Source organism: Limnochordia bacterium (assembly GCA_023230925.1).
In the GTDB taxonomy this organism is placed as follows: domain Bacteria; phylum Bacillota; class Limnochordia; order DUMW01; family DUMW01; genus JALNWK01.
This window is the reverse complement of sequence record JALNWK010000001.1, coordinates 30,690-45,320: the sequence shown is the minus strand read 5'-3', so window position 1 is coordinate 45,320 and position 14,631 is coordinate 30,690. Positions and strand designations below refer to the sequence as shown.

At 48.8% G+C, this 14,631-nt stretch carries 16 protein-coding genes and 1 riboswitch; of the genes, 6 read left to right on the top strand and 10 right to left on the bottom strand.

All coding sequences use genetic code 11. From position 1 onward, the window contains the following. Positions 1 to 180 precede the first annotated feature (180 nt). The 3 genes from M0Q40_00200 to M0Q40_00190 form a co-directional block, all read right to left on the bottom strand. Entirely contained in the window at positions 181 to 345 is a 165-nt protein-coding gene (locus M0Q40_00200; protein MCK9221044.1) for a hypothetical protein, read from the bottom strand. A gap of 502 nt (positions 346 to 847) precedes the next feature. Further along, positions 848 to 1,012 (bottom strand): hypothetical protein, encoded by a 165-nt coding sequence (locus M0Q40_00195; GenBank protein ID MCK9221043.1) that lies wholly within the window; start codon positions 1,010 to 1,012, stop codon positions 848 to 850. 283 nt (positions 1,013 to 1,295) lie between these two features. Continuing rightward, positions 1,296 to 2,285, bottom strand: a complete 990-nt coding sequence (locus tag M0Q40_00190; GenBank protein ID MCK9221042.1) for a Gfo/Idh/MocA family oxidoreductase — start codon at positions 2,283 to 2,285, stop codon at positions 1,296 to 1,298. 162 nt (positions 2,286 to 2,447) lie between these two features. Between M0Q40_00190 and M0Q40_00185 the strand changes: the two genes are divergently transcribed. Further along, positions 2,448 to 3,032, top strand: a complete 585-nt coding sequence (locus M0Q40_00185) for a nitroreductase family protein (GenBank protein ID MCK9221041.1) — start codon at positions 2,448 to 2,450, stop codon at positions 3,030 to 3,032. A 346-nt stretch (positions 3,033 to 3,378) separates the two neighbouring features. Next, positions 3,379 to 4,719: a citrate synthase/methylcitrate synthase gene (locus M0Q40_00180; protein ID MCK9221040.1), complete on the top strand. Its 1,341-nt coding sequence runs from the start codon at positions 3,379 to 3,381 to the stop codon at positions 4,717 to 4,719. Between the two features lie 3 nt (positions 4,720 to 4,722). Here the strand turns inward: M0Q40_00180 and M0Q40_00175 are convergent, their stop codons facing one another. Beyond that, entirely contained in the window at positions 4,723 to 5,778 is a 1,056-nt protein-coding gene (locus M0Q40_00175) for a class I mannose-6-phosphate isomerase (protein MCK9221039.1), read from the bottom strand. A 147-nt stretch (positions 5,779 to 5,925) separates the two neighbouring features. Between M0Q40_00175 and M0Q40_00170 the strand changes: the two genes are divergently transcribed. The 3 genes from M0Q40_00170 to M0Q40_00160 are packed head-to-tail and all read left to right on the top strand — an operon-like array spanning position 5,926 to position 8,568. After that, the gene (locus M0Q40_00170; protein MCK9221038.1) at positions 5,926 to 6,870 is read left to right on the top strand and encodes a YegS/Rv2252/BmrU family lipid kinase; all 945 of its coding nucleotides are present in this window, start codon (positions 5,926 to 5,928) and stop codon (positions 6,868 to 6,870) included. Between the two features lie 21 nt (positions 6,871 to 6,891). Further along, positions 6,892 to 7,572, top strand: a complete 681-nt coding sequence (locus M0Q40_00165; protein MCK9221037.1) for a TIGR00266 family protein — start codon at positions 6,892 to 6,894, stop codon at positions 7,570 to 7,572. Between the two features lie 15 nt (positions 7,573 to 7,587). Beyond that, entirely contained in the window at positions 7,588 to 8,568 is a 981-nt protein-coding gene (locus tag M0Q40_00160) for a Gfo/Idh/MocA family oxidoreductase (protein ID MCK9221036.1), read from the top strand. A 24-nt stretch (positions 8,569 to 8,592) separates the two neighbouring features. On the opposite strand, the gene M0Q40_00155 is transcribed toward M0Q40_00160, so the two are convergent. From M0Q40_00155 to M0Q40_00135, 5 genes are all read right to left on the bottom strand, one after another. Then, positions 8,593 to 9,018, bottom strand: coding sequence for a transcriptional repressor (locus M0Q40_00155; GenBank protein MCK9221035.1), 426 nt, complete (start codon positions 9,016 to 9,018; stop codon positions 8,593 to 8,595). Continuing rightward, positions 9,018 to 9,842 (bottom strand): metal ABC transporter permease, encoded by an 825-nt coding sequence (locus M0Q40_00150; protein MCK9221034.1) that lies wholly within the window; start codon positions 9,840 to 9,842, stop codon positions 9,018 to 9,020. The genes M0Q40_00155 and M0Q40_00150 overlap by 1 nt, the downstream gene beginning before the upstream one ends. Positions 9,843 to 9,859: 17 nt before the next feature. After that, complete coding sequence (locus M0Q40_00145; GenBank protein MCK9221033.1) at positions 9,860 to 10,567, bottom strand: metal ABC transporter ATP-binding protein; 708 nt, start codon at positions 10,565 to 10,567, stop codon at positions 9,860 to 9,862. Position 10,568: 1 nt separating this feature from the next. After that, on the bottom strand, positions 10,569 to 11,438 hold the full coding sequence (locus M0Q40_00140) for a zinc ABC transporter substrate-binding protein (protein ID MCK9221032.1): 870 nt from the start codon (positions 11,436 to 11,438) through the stop codon (positions 10,569 to 10,571). Between the two features lie 316 nt (positions 11,439 to 11,754). Then, a complete protein-coding gene (locus tag M0Q40_00135; protein ID MCK9221031.1) occupies positions 11,755 to 12,309 on the bottom strand; it encodes a folate family ECF transporter S component in 555 nt (184 codons plus the stop codon). Positions 12,310 to 12,367: 58 nt separating this feature from the next. Then, positions 12,368 to 12,460, bottom strand: a riboswitch (THF riboswitch). A 568-nt stretch (positions 12,461 to 13,028) separates the two neighbouring features. Between M0Q40_00135 and M0Q40_00130 the strand changes: the two genes are divergently transcribed. Then, positions 13,029 to 13,682: a cadmium resistance transporter gene (locus tag M0Q40_00130; GenBank protein MCK9221030.1), complete on the top strand. Its 654-nt coding sequence runs from the start codon at positions 13,029 to 13,031 to the stop codon at positions 13,680 to 13,682. Here the strand turns inward: M0Q40_00130 and M0Q40_00125 are convergent. After that, complete coding sequence (locus M0Q40_00125) at positions 13,679 to 14,602, bottom strand: hypothetical protein (GenBank protein ID MCK9221029.1); 924 nt, start codon at positions 14,600 to 14,602, stop codon at positions 13,679 to 13,681. The genes M0Q40_00130 and M0Q40_00125 overlap by 4 nt on opposite strands. Positions 14,603 to 14,631: the final 29 nt, after the last annotated feature.

Below are 14,631 nucleotides of genomic sequence, written 5' to 3'. Positions count from 1 at the left end.
AAACCGTGTATTAACGTTCGCCAGAACCTTTCGGGCATCAGCCTCACCCATCTGGAGTAGCTTGAAGTACAGCAGGCTTGTCATTAAATCCAAGGGTGCCCGGTGGATGCAAGACTGTTTCGGGGGCAATAACCATGAAGTCAATGGGGCGATGTGCAAGATTAGGTCCACACAGCTGTCTTATTGCTCCTTTGTTCTTGCGTCCTTCGTTTCATTAATGATCTTAAGCATCTGGTTAATCCGCTGAGCTTCCTCCAAATCCTCATACATCACCCGATCCAGAGTTAGGGTAATAACCCGTTCAGCCACACTAACAAGATCATCGTAGGAAGCCTGATCCAGCATCCCCATACTGTACACCAATGGAGAAAGGGACGTAATAATACTATAATAACCCTAGTTGTCCCCCGCTGTATCGCAGCCATGATGGGGGTATTACTGAGCAACCCCCCGTTTACAAAGTGATGGCATCCAATCTTTACAGCAGATAAGATCACCGGCAGAGAAAGGGAAGCGGTAACTGCGTCCAGAACTGAAGCTGCACAACTGCGATCAAACACACGCAGGATGGCATCGTTCAGATCTGTCCTGGTGAAAGCAACTTCAATCTTTTCATAACCACTGGTTGTTCTTGTCCTAGGAATCACCTGAGAAAGAAGGGTTTTGATCCGTTTTGTGGAAAACAACGAAGGCATGCGGATGGGCATTTTACACAGGCAAATTGTCTCCCAAAGTCCCCGCCAATTGAAGGGGAATAGATGCTTTCCCCCGAGCCACAGACAGGTCAAGCAATCTAAGAATTCATCAACTCGGTCTTGTTCCACAGCCTCAGCAAATATGGCGCCATTTAAAGCCCCAATGGATGAACCACTCCGAGCACGTCCTCAAAAATAGTTGCCCCCTCTACATCATCTACTAGTGTTTTCGATAGAAGGAAATCACTTAGTCCTTTGACTTGAGTCTCATCGAGGCCAAATACGCTGAACAATCCCGGATCACCGTCGGTTTCCAAATCAGCCATCTCTGGATCAAATGGGATGGCCCCTGAAAGCACGCAATTCCCAGGATTAAAAACCTAAAGTCCCCAAGCATGAGCCTCAGCGGAAAAGAAAAACAGCAAGAGCATCTGCCTGGATATCTCCGTGACTATGTTCACCGTGCTCGGCTCCATCACCCATTCATCGGAGACTATAAAGAGGCCTACAATGCGGAATAATACTGGTTTACAGGGAAAGTTGGTTCTTTGGGAAAGGGGCATCTCCTCGCTATAAACGCAAGGAATGCCCCGTGAATAATTAGCTATCCATGGAGTCAAGACCCTTTTGCAGCATTGCCTGAGCCATGAGACCCACCTTGGCACTGCACATGCCATCGATAGGCTTACCTTGTTCTAGACAAGTGAGGAAGTAATCAACCGCATTAGTCATACCTGTTGGCAGGGGATCGGGTTCAATAATCTCCGGTGTACTGGTTCTTGGTTTATACCAATGAATCTTGCCATCAACAACCTTCAGGGTCCCTTCGGTTCCGTAAAAGACGGGGTTTCCCTTCGGTTCGGGGCCAATCTGGGTCCATGTTCCCTCACAGAGTCCTAGGGCCGTAGGATACTTCAAGATCAGAATTCCATTATCATCTGTGTGTAGGTAATCCTTGGCCAAACGCGCGGCCACACCGAGACATTCCGTGGCTTCTCCCAAAACCCATGCACATACCGCGGCACCGTAGCAGCAGAAATCCATGTAAGCTCCCGCACCATTTTTCTTCGGGTCATAGAGCCAATTGTAGAAATACGGGGAGCAACCAATCTCCTTCGGTCCGGCATGACCTAATCGAAAGGCGATCTGTGTGATCTGTCCAATCTTCTGTGCTTTAGCCATCTCCATAGACCAATAGATCGCTGGCACCCAATTCGTCCACCAGTTGACCATCAACTGAACCGATGCTTTAGCACACGCGTCATGCATACTCTTGGCTTGGTCATATGTTGCCGCCATTGGTTTCTCTAGAATGCAATGAATCCCTAAAGCCGCAGCGGCTTCTACCACTTCAGCCCCCGCACTGTTTTCGTTGCCCAGTTGGAGAATATCCAGCTTCTCCTTTTCTAGCATCTCTCGCCATGAAGAGTAATACTTTGGGATTCCGTATGAGCTAGCCTGTTCCAGTAACTTGGGTTCAGGCTCCGCCACAGCTACTAGTTCTGCCCGGGGATCCTCATTCCACTGTTTAATCAATCCCCAAATATGTCCATGCACCAGTCCTACTACACCAACTCTATAACGTGACACAGAAATCCCCCTTTAGCTTAGGTCTTGCATTAGTTAGTTTCGCCAAGATGAAACGTACTCCTTCATCTTCCGTCGAATAGGCCAAGATCACCTTTACCTTGGCAGCTCCCCTAAGCGTGTGCTATCCTTAGGATAACATAGGAATCTGAAGGAGGTATGGGGATGTTTGGCGATCTAGTCCGACGTAATCGTAGTTACCGTCGTTTTGATGAAACTCAAGATATCTGCTATGGGGAATTGGAGCAGATGATCGAAGCGGCCCGCTTGTCCCCCTCGGCGGCGAACAAACAACCACTTAAGTATGTCCTCTGCAATCAAAGGGACCTGAACCCACAGGTGTTTTCAACGTTAGCATGGGCGGGATATTTGAAGGATTGGCCGGGACCTGCTGAAGGTGAACGCCCCACAGCATATATTGTTATCTTAGGTGACAGGGAAATATCCACTTCCTTTGGCTGTGATCACGGTATCGCAGCTCAGAGCATTTTGCTCCAGGCGGTGGAACTTGGTTATGGGGGCTGTATCATTGGTTCAGTGGATAGAAAAACCCTAAAGGATATCCTGCAGATCCCGGATCAGTACGAAGTGTTGTTAGTCATTGCACTGGGCAAACCCATAGAGCAAGTTACCCTAACCACCACCCAAGGAGATATTAAGTATTGGCGGGATAGTCATCAAATCCACTACGTACCAAAGCGTCCTTTGCAGGAAATCATTATTAAAAGACTCGTCGAAGCCGATCTTTGACAAAAGCTCGGCTTTGGCCTTAGACTTCGAGCAACGTTCCAAAGAGCAATGAACGGTGACCATCGTGATCTCCACAGGTTTCAAGGGGCTTTTCTAAGACTAGGGGTTGGTTGGTAGATACGCCACCTTGCCACCGGGGCCATATTCCTCATTATCCCAAGTGCGGATTGCATGAATGGGCTTGGAACGATACCCGCGGTTACGGTTCGTTTGGGGGCCTAGACCGAGGTGGGCGGTTACCGGGCGCAGGAATCTCCCAGGATTTGTCGAATATATGTAGATTAAGATCTAGCATTTAGTTCTTGGAATAACAATAGTTTTGTTGAACGGAGGCAGATAACAACGCATGGCGATTATTAAAAAAACTGCAAGACTCCTTAAAGATTCGATGGGTGATATCAAACAACCAGATAGAAGCAAAGAAGCAGCTTTGCTAAAACCAGTAGAGTGGCCTGTTACCTGCACCATCGATCGTGGCCTTGAAGGAGCCATTGCCTGTGAAACAAAAATCGGTTACGTCAACGGTGCTGAAGGCCGTTTAGTGTACCGAGGCTATGACGTATTTGATCTTGCGGCTTACTCAACCTTTGAAGAAACTGCATATTTGGTCATTCACGGTCATTTGCCAAACGAGCAAGAACTCGCAGAGTTCAGTAAGAAGCTGGTAGCCTATCGAGAACTGCCTAAAACCACACGTACGATATCTAGCTTGCCCTTGGAGCAATACACACCAATGGTAGCTTTGCGTATGGGACTGGACGCAATGCGCACCATTATTACCAAGGGGGCCCCTCCCGATAGACCACCAACTCCTGTGGATACAGACGCAGATACGGTAGCAGAAATCAGTGCAAACGGAGAGCAACTAGAATACAAGACGAGAAGTAATCGAGAGGATATCCTCAATATCTCCTACCAGATCGTGGCCGGTCTTGGAACCATTACCGCAGCGATCGCCCGGATCCGTCAAGGTAGACTGCCGATCGAACCAGATCCTGATCTGGGCTACGCAGCCAACTTCCTTTATATGACAACAGGTCAGCGACCAAGTAAGCAGGCAGAACGATTAATGGATATTAGTCTCATCCTACACATGGACCACGGTATGAACGCTTCGACCTTTGCAGCGATGTTGGTAGCTTCTACGCAGTCGGATATGTTCCACTGTGTAGGTGCAGGCATGGGTGCCTTAAGCGGACCGTTACACGGAGGGGCCAACGAAGAAGTCATTTATATGCTCGAGGAAATCGGAGGGCCTGAAAACGTAGAGGAGTGGTTCGCCAAGGCCCGGGCGGAAAAAAGGAAGATCATGGGATTCGGCCATCGGGTCTACAAAACCTATGATCCCCGGGCTCGAGTGCTTAAACCATTGGCAGAGTTGGTGACCAAGGACAATCCCGACATCACAGTTCTATATGAAACCGCGCTGAAGCTGGAGGAGACTGTAGTTAAGGAACTCGGCAATGAAAAGAGGATCTTCCCTAACGTTGACTTCTATTCCGGTCTAATCTATAAGGGGCTTGGTTTTGATCCTGCCATGTTCACTCCTATTTTCGCTGTCAGCCGTGTTGTTGGCTGGGTGGCTCGCTGCCTTGAGTACTTGGAGAATAATCGGATTTTCCGACCCCGGGCCGTTTACTCAGGCCCCATCGGCAATAGGTACGTGAATATCTCAGAGAGAGAATAGCCTTCACAGGTAGGCGGAAATACCCGCGATGGATGCGGCTATTTCCGTCTTGTTCCATCCCGCATCCTTCAAAGGTAATAGGATATCCCGAATCAAATCCGGCACGTAAAACCGCAATAGGTCCCCATCCCCTTGTAAGACATACTCCTCTACAGCGGCCGGAACCAAGACGGTATCACCAACCTTCAACTGGGTCTCCCCTTCCTTCCAGGTTAGATTAGCCATTCCCCTTAGGACAAAATAGATCGAGAAACGGGGGGTTGACTCCACTAAATTCATCTGCCCATGGCAGGCTATTTGTTCCACTGCGAAATATTGATTTGCCGCCCGGATATTCACCCTTCCCCCTGGTTTTTCCATAGACAGGCCGGAGGAGGCTTGCTGGGGTTTTAAAGCAAAGTCGATCACGTCCAGGGCCTTTTCGATGTGCAGCTCTCTAGGCTTGCCATCGGCACCTACCCGATCCCAATCATATACTCGGTAGGTAATATCGGAGCTTTGCTGAATTTCTGCAAGGGTTACCCCTGGGCCAAGGGCATGTACAAGCCCCGGTGGGATATCGAAGACGTCTCCCGCTTGAACTGTTACTTTTTGCAGTGTCTTAGTTACTTCACCCTGTTCAATCGCTTGTTGAAAGTCACCCTTCGACACCCCTGATTTCAACCCATAGATGATCCAAGCATCATCCTCGGCCTCAAGGATGTACCATAATTCATGCTTCCCCAAGCTGCCGTTTTCATGGCTTTGCGCATAATGATCTCCAGGGTGCACCTGCACAGATAAGGTGTCTCGGGCAGAAATAAGTTTAAGCAATAAGGGAAAGGAGCCCCCCATTTGACCTAGGAGTTCCTTTGGGTATGTTGCTGCTAACTTATCTAAAGGCTCACCCTTCAGGGGACCACTGGCAACTACACTTGCGCCATGGGCATGGGCAGAGATCTCCCAACTTTCCCCGATGTTTCCCCCAGGGAGCGTAGCCCGGTACTTAGAAAGCCCCGTTCCGCCCCAAATCCGTTCCTTGTATACCGGTATGAATGTAAAAGGATAAAGCCGCCTCATAGGATAACCTCCCTGACATCACGTAACATGTAGGCTGCAGTATCATTATAGCCCATCAAAATGGATATTAGAAGGATTTTCTACTTGTAGTCGAATATATATAGTAGATGGGGCTCTCAGCTTTCACGGAGAGTTGGGGGCCTTACTTTGAGAAGAGTCTGCGAAAGGCGGTGTGGCGACAGGTTCCGTCGCCCAGATCCTATGAAAATTGGTTTTTTGATTAACCCTTCATCCGGCGGCGGACAAGGCCAAAAAGTATGGGAAGCCATTCGGCCCCTCGTCAAACACGATCAACTCAACTATTGCGCCTATAAAACAAGTAGTCCCGGCCAAGTACCCCGGGTGGTATCCAGACTGCTAGACCAAAATATTGATCGATTAGCCATCATCGGTGGAGACGGCACCATAAATGAAACACTCCAGGTGATCATGGAACGTCACTGTAAGATACCGATGGCCATTGTCCCAGCCGGTACCGGTAATGACCTAGCCCGTACCATTGACCCCTCTTTGAATGCTAAGCAAGCATATCGCAATTTGCTCTCCGGCAAAACCAAGGCACTGGATGTCATGCAAATCGTTCATCAGAATAACGTCCATTATGCCCTGAATTATTTTGGTGTGGGACTAGATGCCTACGTGGCCAAACAAGTCTACCAATCCCCAAGACTAAGAAAACTACGAAAGTTAGGCTACTTACATTCTATCGTGGATTGCTGGTCGAGTTTTACTCCATTTGATCTTTGTGTGGAGATCGATGGGAGCAGAGAAGATTTGGATAGCATTTGGCTGTTTGCTGTGGGTAATCTACCCTTTTATGCTACAATGCCTGTGAATCCTACGGCGGATCTAACCGATGGACTCCTGGAGATCAATGTGATTCCTTGCATGTCAAAACTGGATGTGGCCACGCTACTACTAGAGGCCCGAGCTGGTTCAATCCCAAAGGGATTAGTGCAAAAAAAAGCGGCGCAGGTGACCCTCTTGGTACAAAGACCCATGACGGCCCAGATAGATGGCAATCCCGTAGAATTATCAGGTCCTGTTCAAGTAAGGGCAATGCAACAAGTTCTGCCTATTCTCATGTCTTAACTTTTAGAAGGGAAGATGCATATGGAGTACGAAATCAGTGGAAAAGTGATGCAGGCGGTCACCCTGAAACTGACCTCCGGTGAAACCGTGGTTACCCAAGCCGGGGGCATGACTTGGATGACGGACAATTTCCGCATGGAGACGAATATGTCTGGTGGCCTATTCGGCGGACTAAAACGAGCCTTCTCCGGTGAGTCCATGTTCCTTACCCGCTATACCTGTGCAGGATATGAAGGGCAAATTGCTTTCTCCGCTGGTTTTCCAGGAAACATCGTTCCTTTACATTTGCAGCCCGGACAACAGGTAGTCTGTCAAAAGGGCGCCTTTTTGTGCAGCGAAGACACGGTTAAACTTGATATGCACTTTCGGAAAAAATTGGCCGGTGGGCTCTTTGGGGGAGAAGGTTTCATCCTGCAAACCCTAACCGGACCAGGACTAGCATTCCTTGAGATTGATGGAGAGGTCATAGAGAGGAACCTAGAACCAGGAGAAGTAATCAAGGTGGATACTGGCCATGTGGCCATTTTTGAACCTTCGGTTAGTTTTGATGTGGAGATGGTCAAGGGGCTTTCCAACTGGTTTTTTGGCGGTGAGTACTTCTTTGCAGTCCTGCGGGGCCCCGGACGAGTCTGGCTGCAGACGATGCCCGTAATTAACCTAGCACAGAAAATTATGCCTTTCATACCAGATCATAGTAACTAGCAAGGAGATATACCCATGATTAGAATCGGTCTTGCGGGTTGTTCGGGTCACTATAGTTCGGCCTTAGATGTAATTGCCAAGGATCCAGAGCTTCGCTTAGTTGGCTTTGCCAAAACTCACCCTCTCGAAGAGACCGCCAGAGCGCATAAACACCCAGCTTTCCAAAACCATACAAGGACTTGTGTTTCCATCGAGGAGCTTTTGGAGCAGGAGCTGGATCTGCTCATTGTTGATGCCATTTACGGTCTCCATGGGAGCATTTGTCTTCAGGCAGCCAAGAGGGGTATCGGGATCTATTGCGAAAAACCCGTTGCAACCAGTCTCGAGGAACTAGAGCTTTTGGAGCGTCTTGTTACCGAGTATGAGCTCCCCTTCGGATGTATGCTAGATACCAGGACCCATCCTTTGGTACAGCAGGCAAAGGTACTCATACACCAGGGGGCAATCGGTGAAGTAGCCCTCGCCTATGGCCAAAAAACCTATAGGTTCGGTCGTCGCCCTTCCTGGTACAACGACCCACTCCTGTACGGTGGTACTATCCTGTGGGTGGCCATCCATGCCATTGATTGGACTAGGTATGTTACCGGGAAGGAGTTCTCCCAGGTCCAAGCCCACTCCCAGAACCTCCTACCGGACTATCCTAATCTGGATAGCTCAGGCACATTGCAGTTTGAGTTTGTACAAGGCGGCAGCGCAGTTATCTCCTATGACTTTTTCCGTCCCCTTTCCGCCAGGACCCATGGGGATGATCGACTTCGCATCGTCGGAACCAAAGGTAGCGTTGAAGCAAGACTTGATGAGGGTTTCTTTGAACTGGTCACCGACAGTCCGCCAACAGCCCACTTTGATGATGATACCTCGATGTTTACCAGGTTCGCAGCCTACCTTAAAGGCCAGGCTCCTGCTCCCATCCAGGCTTGGGATATCTTTGAGACAACCCGGTGGGCCCTGTGTGCTCAGTTATCTACAAAACTTAACCAGCCCATAAAACGTTAAAAAGGTGGGAGCATTGCTCCCACTTCATCTACAATCTGCACATACACCATAGACCTCAAAGGAATGACCTGTGACCTCAAAGCCCTGCTCCTTGGCCACTTTGGCGATCAAATCTTCCATCGGGCAAATATCTACACAGCAAAAACGTCCGCACCGCACACAGACCAAGTGATGGTGATGCTCCTTACTGGACTGAAGAACAAAGCGTGCTACCTTATCCCCCAGGTACATTTGATCAACTATCCCCAGTTCCCCTAAAAGGGTAAGATTGCGGTACACGGTATCCAAGCTGACCTGGGGTAAATAGGCACTAACCCTCTCATGCACCTCTTGGGCAGTCAGTTTACCCTTGGTCTTTGCCAACACTTCTAGGATATACTTTCGCTGGTTTGTAATCCGATACCCCATGCTCTTCAACTTGGAGAAAACACTATCTAGCACATCCACCATCAGCTATTCCCTACCTTCCGGTTTGCGGAGAACACAAGGGCGACGATCAGCACCAGCCCCGCTACAATACCAATGGCCCCCCCGGCTGCCAAGTTAAATACATAGGAGAATACCAAGCCACCAAACACAGAAACAAGACCAAAGAGGGCACTTAGGATGAGTGCTTGGCGAAAGCTCGTAGCTACTTTGATTGCAGCCGCAGCAGGTAAGATCAAGAGGGCAGAAACTAGGAATACTCCCACTATGCGCAATGCCGCAGCAGTAACCAAGGCCACAATAACATTCAAGGAGAGATTAAGCAAATCCACCCGAATCCCTAAGACCCTAGCGGACTCCTCATGGAAAGCTATGGCGAACAAGGGCAGGTAGAATAGGAGGACAAAGGCGAGACTAATCAAGGCCAACCCTGCGATGAACCACAGTTCAACCGAAGAGACGGTGAGAATGCTCCCGAATAGGTAACCCATAACATTAACACCGAATCCTTTACCCAATCCGATAAAAACAATGCCTAGGGAGAGGGCAAGGGCCAAGACCAATGCAGTGCTAAGTTCCGCAAAGGTCGCATACATTTTACCCAGTCGCTCAATACCGATACCGGTAAGGCAAGCTGCCACCAGCGCCATTCCCAATGGGTTAGCACCAATGAGTAGTCCAAAGGCAACACCGGTAAAGGCTACATGACCGATGGTATTGCCCAAAAAGGGCATCCGGCGCAAGATGAGAAACACACCAATCACCGGACAACTAATACCGACAAAGAGTCCAGCGATCAGTGCCCTTTGCATAAATGAATAACTAAACATCTCCATGAACAAACTCACTGTTTTCCGTCCTTTTCCTAGGGTTTACATGAACCTGTGAACAGGGTAGCTATGAGCTCCTCCGGGGAGAGTCCCTGGGTACTACCGTCATAGATCAACCGTACATTAACACAGATCAGACGCTTCGTGTATTTAAGAAGCTGGTTTAGGTCATGGCCACTCATTAGAATGGTCATGCCTCTTTCCTCGTTCAATCGGCAAAGCATCTCCATTAGTTCCTCTTGCACACGGAAATCCACCGCGGCAGTGGGCTCGTCTAGGAGTAAAAACTGGGGTTTACGAACCAGTGTCCGGGCAATGAGCACCCGTTGTTTTTGTCCGCCTGAGAGGTGTCCAATGGGTCTTTTCCTTAGATCCATCAAGTGAAGCCCCTCCATCACCGACAGAACATCTTCTCCTACGGATTGATCCATTCCCACCAACCCGCTACGGATCACCTCTTCCACCGTTGCCGGAAACAGGGGATTGAAGTTGACAGCATCCTGGGGTAGGTATCCTACATATTTCCTTCGCGTCTTTTCAGGAGCATCGGACCAAACCTCCACCTTGCCGGCAACTGGCTTAATCAGTCCTAAGGCGATCTTGATCAAGGTTGTTTTCCCTGACCCGTTAGGCCCCACTAGCCCCACATATTCACCCTTGTCGATCTTTAGGCTAATATCTTCTAGGGAGCAAATACCGTTATAATAATGGGTAATGCCCCTCATGGACAAAGCCTCACCCATTCTACTTACCCCCAGAAAAGCCCTTAACCAGACTTTGTAGATTATCTCGCATAATTGATAGGTACGTTCTCTGGCCCAATTCCTGGGGCATAATCGTACCCAGAGGATGTAGTTCCAAAGGAGTAACACCCAACTCTCCAGCCAACAGCCCCATGGTCTTCTGCTCACCCCATGGTTCATAAAAAATAGCCTTGCAGTGCATCTTACGAGCCTGTTTAACTAGATCAGCTAGTTTCCGAGCTGAGGGCTGATCCTCCGCGGATACACCAGTTACAGCTAATTGGGTCAAACCATAGCGTTCTGCTAGATAACCAAAGGCTGCATGGGATACGATCATCGTCTGACCTAGCCAAGGACCTAAAGCCTTCTGATACTCTTGATGCAGCTTCTCTAACTCCGCCACATAACGCGCCGTAGTCTTTATATACTCTTCTTTGTTCCCCGGGTCGACTGTAATTAGAACATCCCTAATCTTCTCCACCATTTGACCAGCAATCACTGGATCTAGCCAAATATGATAATCAACCGCAGTACTGAGAGCGCCTTTTTCGCTCGTTACTAACCCCTCACTCAGGCAAATGACTCGCTCCGCGTCCAAGAGCTTCAAGGGGTTTTCAAGCCAGTATTCCACACCAAGACCAACATAGAAAACCAAATCCAGTTCCTTGAGTTTAATAATGTCCTTCGGTCCTAGTTCGTAGTGATGGGGATCTGTGCCCGGCGGTAGGATTAACTGTATCGAGGCCTCATCAGCTACATTGCTGAGATAGTCGTAAACGGGGAAAATACTGGCCCCAATTTTCAATTGGCTCGCCGTACAGCTAAATGCCAACAAGAAGATGACGGATGCAGAGATCAACACAATACTCATATACTTCAAAATATCTCCCCCTCTTAACAGTCATCATTTATTCGTATGACGAAAGCCAAGAAGATAGTACTTTTCCTAAATAGGAATTTTCCTATCTACAGTGTACTATCTTGCCCAGATATGTCAAGACCTATATCGTTTTGCGAAATTACCCACGCTTAGAATCCCCTATCCCCTACGATGTATGCAGCAATTATCTAATCCCTAAGGGCAGTCTGGGATAGATTCAAGAGTACACCATAGAACAGCAAACCCTAGCTGCCTTAGGAATAGGCGACTAGGGTTTGCAACAAATTCCAGAGATAATCAACCAGGTCTATCTTTCCTGCATGGTAGAGTTGTTCAACAAAGACATAGACTTCATCACCGACAAAGACACAATACTATACACCGGTATGAGAATCACCTGTGCGGCTAGCCGGATAGGTACATTGGCGATGAGCGGTACACCCAAAAAGCGCCATAGCACTAATGGTGTAAGGACAAGCCCTGTGATCACTTGGGTTAATGCGATGGCCAGGACAGTTCCTAATGCATCACGTTTACCCCGTCGGGAGCAGACTTTGACAAGCAACCCTGGGATGACTCCGCGGAGAATAGCAATGAGGGTAATAGGCGGCAGAAAACCTCCTCCCATGGGGTTAACGAAAAACCCTAAGGTGTCGGCAATAAACCCAACAGCCCCTCCCCACAGGGGACCTAGTAGTAAGCCGGCAAAAATAATTGGCAAGGGACCGAATCCGAGACGAACGGCACCTATTCCGCCGATGAAAACCTGAAAGGACAAAAACCGGGTCGCAACAATGCTGAGAGCGGAAAGTAAGGAGCCAATTACTAAATGGGTAGTTCGGTACTTCGAGTAATTTGACATGAAAAAACCACCTCACGGATATACTTTCCATAGGAACAAGAGGCGGTCCGAAGGACGTGTCAGTGGACGCAATGCTACACCGCGGGGATAACCCTTCGTTTAGAGGCAACGTCCCATCCTCTAACACTTAACGCGCAACATCTACTCTGATCACTATGGACAGTATTTATTTGTACATAAGTATTATATCACAAAACTGGGCTAAATGTTACCGGGTACCAGCAATCGTATGGGTGGCTCCCTATTCGTAGCATTCATCTCGCTGCGACTCATATGTGGATAACAAGCTACAACATGGGCAGTTCCAGCTTAAAGGAGATACGTCTTAGATAATGATTCGTGCCTGACGAACATGCTCGTGGTATCGTTCATCCCCTAGCGGTTCCCTGTTTGACGTATATCCAACCGGATATGGCACCCTTGGAGAGCTCATGAGGCCTCCCAGTCTGTAGTTACCGATATTTACCTTCCTTAGCAGCCTTCCCTCCAGGACTGCCCACCAAAGACTCTTGCATATCCGCTGAAATCCCGCCTAATAAAAACCGTCTTTCGATGGGGACAAGGATATCTGTTTCTTCTTTGCTTTCCTTGAGTTCCTCTCCGGTCTATCGTACAATGGAGCAAGTAATCCCGAAAGGAGCACTTGCTCCCTTATACGAAAGGCGGTGTCGCGACTCTCGGCCTGGGGAAAGAATCAAGGGCTCCCGACGTCTAGACTCATGACTCAAGACTTGATCACTGCAATAGTGGCTTTTGTTGCTACCAATATAGATGAAATGCTCGTTCTAACGGCCCTGTTCTCACAGACCAATGGGTCGACGTTTAAAACTGTTAACGTAGTATTGGGGCAGTATCTCGGGTTTGCTGTCTTAACCTGCTTAAGTATACTTGCTTCCTTCGGGATCCTTGTTGTCCCGACGCCGTGGATCGGATTGCTAGGCCTGGTCCCACTCTATGAAGGTATTAAGATGCTTGGGCGGCTGTTTCGACCTTCATCGCAGGATGAACCCTCGAGCGGTTTAGACAACGTTATCAACTCCAAGAAAGGTAGATTAGCGTCGGCACTTTCCCATAGTGCCACCTATCAGGTGGCCGCCATTGCAATAGGAAATGGTAGTGATAACGTTGCTGTGTATATCCCTCTTTTCACCGGAAGCAATGGAGCAACTATAGTTCTCATAACCATCACATTTTCTGTGTTAGTCGCCCTCTGGTGTTTGATTAGCTATAGACTAGTGCAAAACAGGGTCGGTGCCGCTCTGTTTGCCAAATACGGCGATTGGATAACCCCCCTTGTCCTCATCGGTCTGGGCACCTTCATCCTCATCAGTCATGGCACCGTGGCGATACTTTTACACAATGTGAGGCCCTAGGACAGTTCTATGCCCATTTCCCAGGAGAAGTCCTCTCCTGAGGGAAGCATGATAAGACCCTGTTTCGTGTTGAATGAATTAGGTCTGCCAAACCAAGGCTCAGGGCAAATGAACCCGTTTTCTCTGCTGGCATAAAAGACAAACAGCATGTGGTCATCGTTGATCAAATTAGGGCAAGTAGACCATGCCCGTTGGGTCACCCGAAGGCTCAACTGCCCGCCAAGGTCTAAATAGACATAGCAGTTGTCTTGGTTATATCCTCCGATGACCCCGTCATCCAGATTCATCTGTGCAAAGGGAAGACCCTTAGAATAGTCAACCGATTTCCTTTCTCCTGTGAGAAAGCCTGGAGGCGCAAGTAATAACTGACAACTTCCAGGAGTGGCCATAACCACCTCGTCATAGGGGCATGGCAATGCCAGGGTCAGGTGATTACCAATGGAAAAGGGCAAAATATCGCCTTGGGAACTCACATCAATCCTTAGTTTTAGGGCCTTTGAAGTAATACCGTATGTGCAGGCAATAGTAAACTTGAAGGGGTAATAGGCACGGGTATTGACATCATCTTCAGCAACCAGGCAGAGACTAGATGGAGTGACCTTCTGGACCCGCCACGTCAGCTGGCCTACAAAACCATGCCTTGGCATGAAGTACTCATTGCCGTCGTGGGTATATGAGCCGAGCTTTGGATCATCACCCGTAGCCCGAATCTCTTCAAGCTGTCTTGGGGTAAAATTGCGTCCTACCGCTGGCCACAGGAGTGGTGCTCTGCCCTGCCATCCGGTGATAGGCCGGTAATCACAAGCCCGATATAATAGCTCAACCTGCTTGCCTGCGGTAGTAACTCTCAGACTGGCGAGTTCCGCACCGCACTCCTGATTAATTACAGCGATAAGGTTCTCATTGGTAATCTCAAGCACTCTAGGCACCATCCTTTAAGACTCTGCAA

What these genes read in the sequence shown, in the direction of transcription:
- M0Q40_00160 (MCK9221036.1), top strand. Translation starts at nt 7,588, where the DNA reads ATGATTAGAATCGGTCTTGCGGGTTGTTCGGGTCACTATAGTTCGGCC.
- M0Q40_00165 (MCK9221037.1), top strand. Translation starts at nt 6,892, where the DNA reads ATGGAGTACGAAATCAGTGGAAAAGTGATGCAGGCGGTCACCCTGAAA.
- M0Q40_00140 (MCK9221032.1), bottom strand. Translation starts at nt 11,438, where the DNA reads ATGAGTATTGTGTTGATCTCTGCATCCGTCATCTTCTTGTTGGCATTT.
- M0Q40_00135 (MCK9221031.1), bottom strand. Translation starts at nt 12,309, where the DNA reads ATGTCAAATTACTCGAAGTACCGAACTACCCATTTAGTAATTGGCTCC.
- M0Q40_00180 (MCK9221040.1), top strand. Translation starts at nt 3,379, where the DNA reads ATGGCGATTATTAAAAAAACTGCAAGACTCCTTAAAGATTCGATGGGT.
- M0Q40_00130 (MCK9221030.1), top strand. Translation starts at nt 13,029, where the DNA reads ATGACTCAAGACTTGATCACTGCAATAGTGGCTTTTGTTGCTACCAAT.
- M0Q40_00185 (MCK9221041.1), top strand. Translation starts at nt 2,448, where the DNA reads ATGTTTGGCGATCTAGTCCGACGTAATCGTAGTTACCGTCGTTTTGAT.
- M0Q40_00145 (MCK9221033.1), bottom strand. Translation starts at nt 10,567, where the DNA reads ATGGGTGAGGCTTTGTCCATGAGGGGCATTACCCATTATTATAACGGT.
- M0Q40_00200 (MCK9221044.1), bottom strand. Translation starts at nt 345, where the DNA reads ATGCTGGATCAGGCTTCCTACGATGATCTTGTTAGTGTGGCTGAACGG.
- M0Q40_00155 (MCK9221035.1), bottom strand. Translation starts at nt 9,018, where the DNA reads ATGGTGGATGTGCTAGATAGTGTTTTCTCCAAGTTGAAGAGCATGGGG.
- M0Q40_00175 (MCK9221039.1), bottom strand. Translation starts at nt 5,778, where the DNA reads ATGAGGCGGCTTTATCCTTTTACATTCATACCGGTATACAAGGAACGG.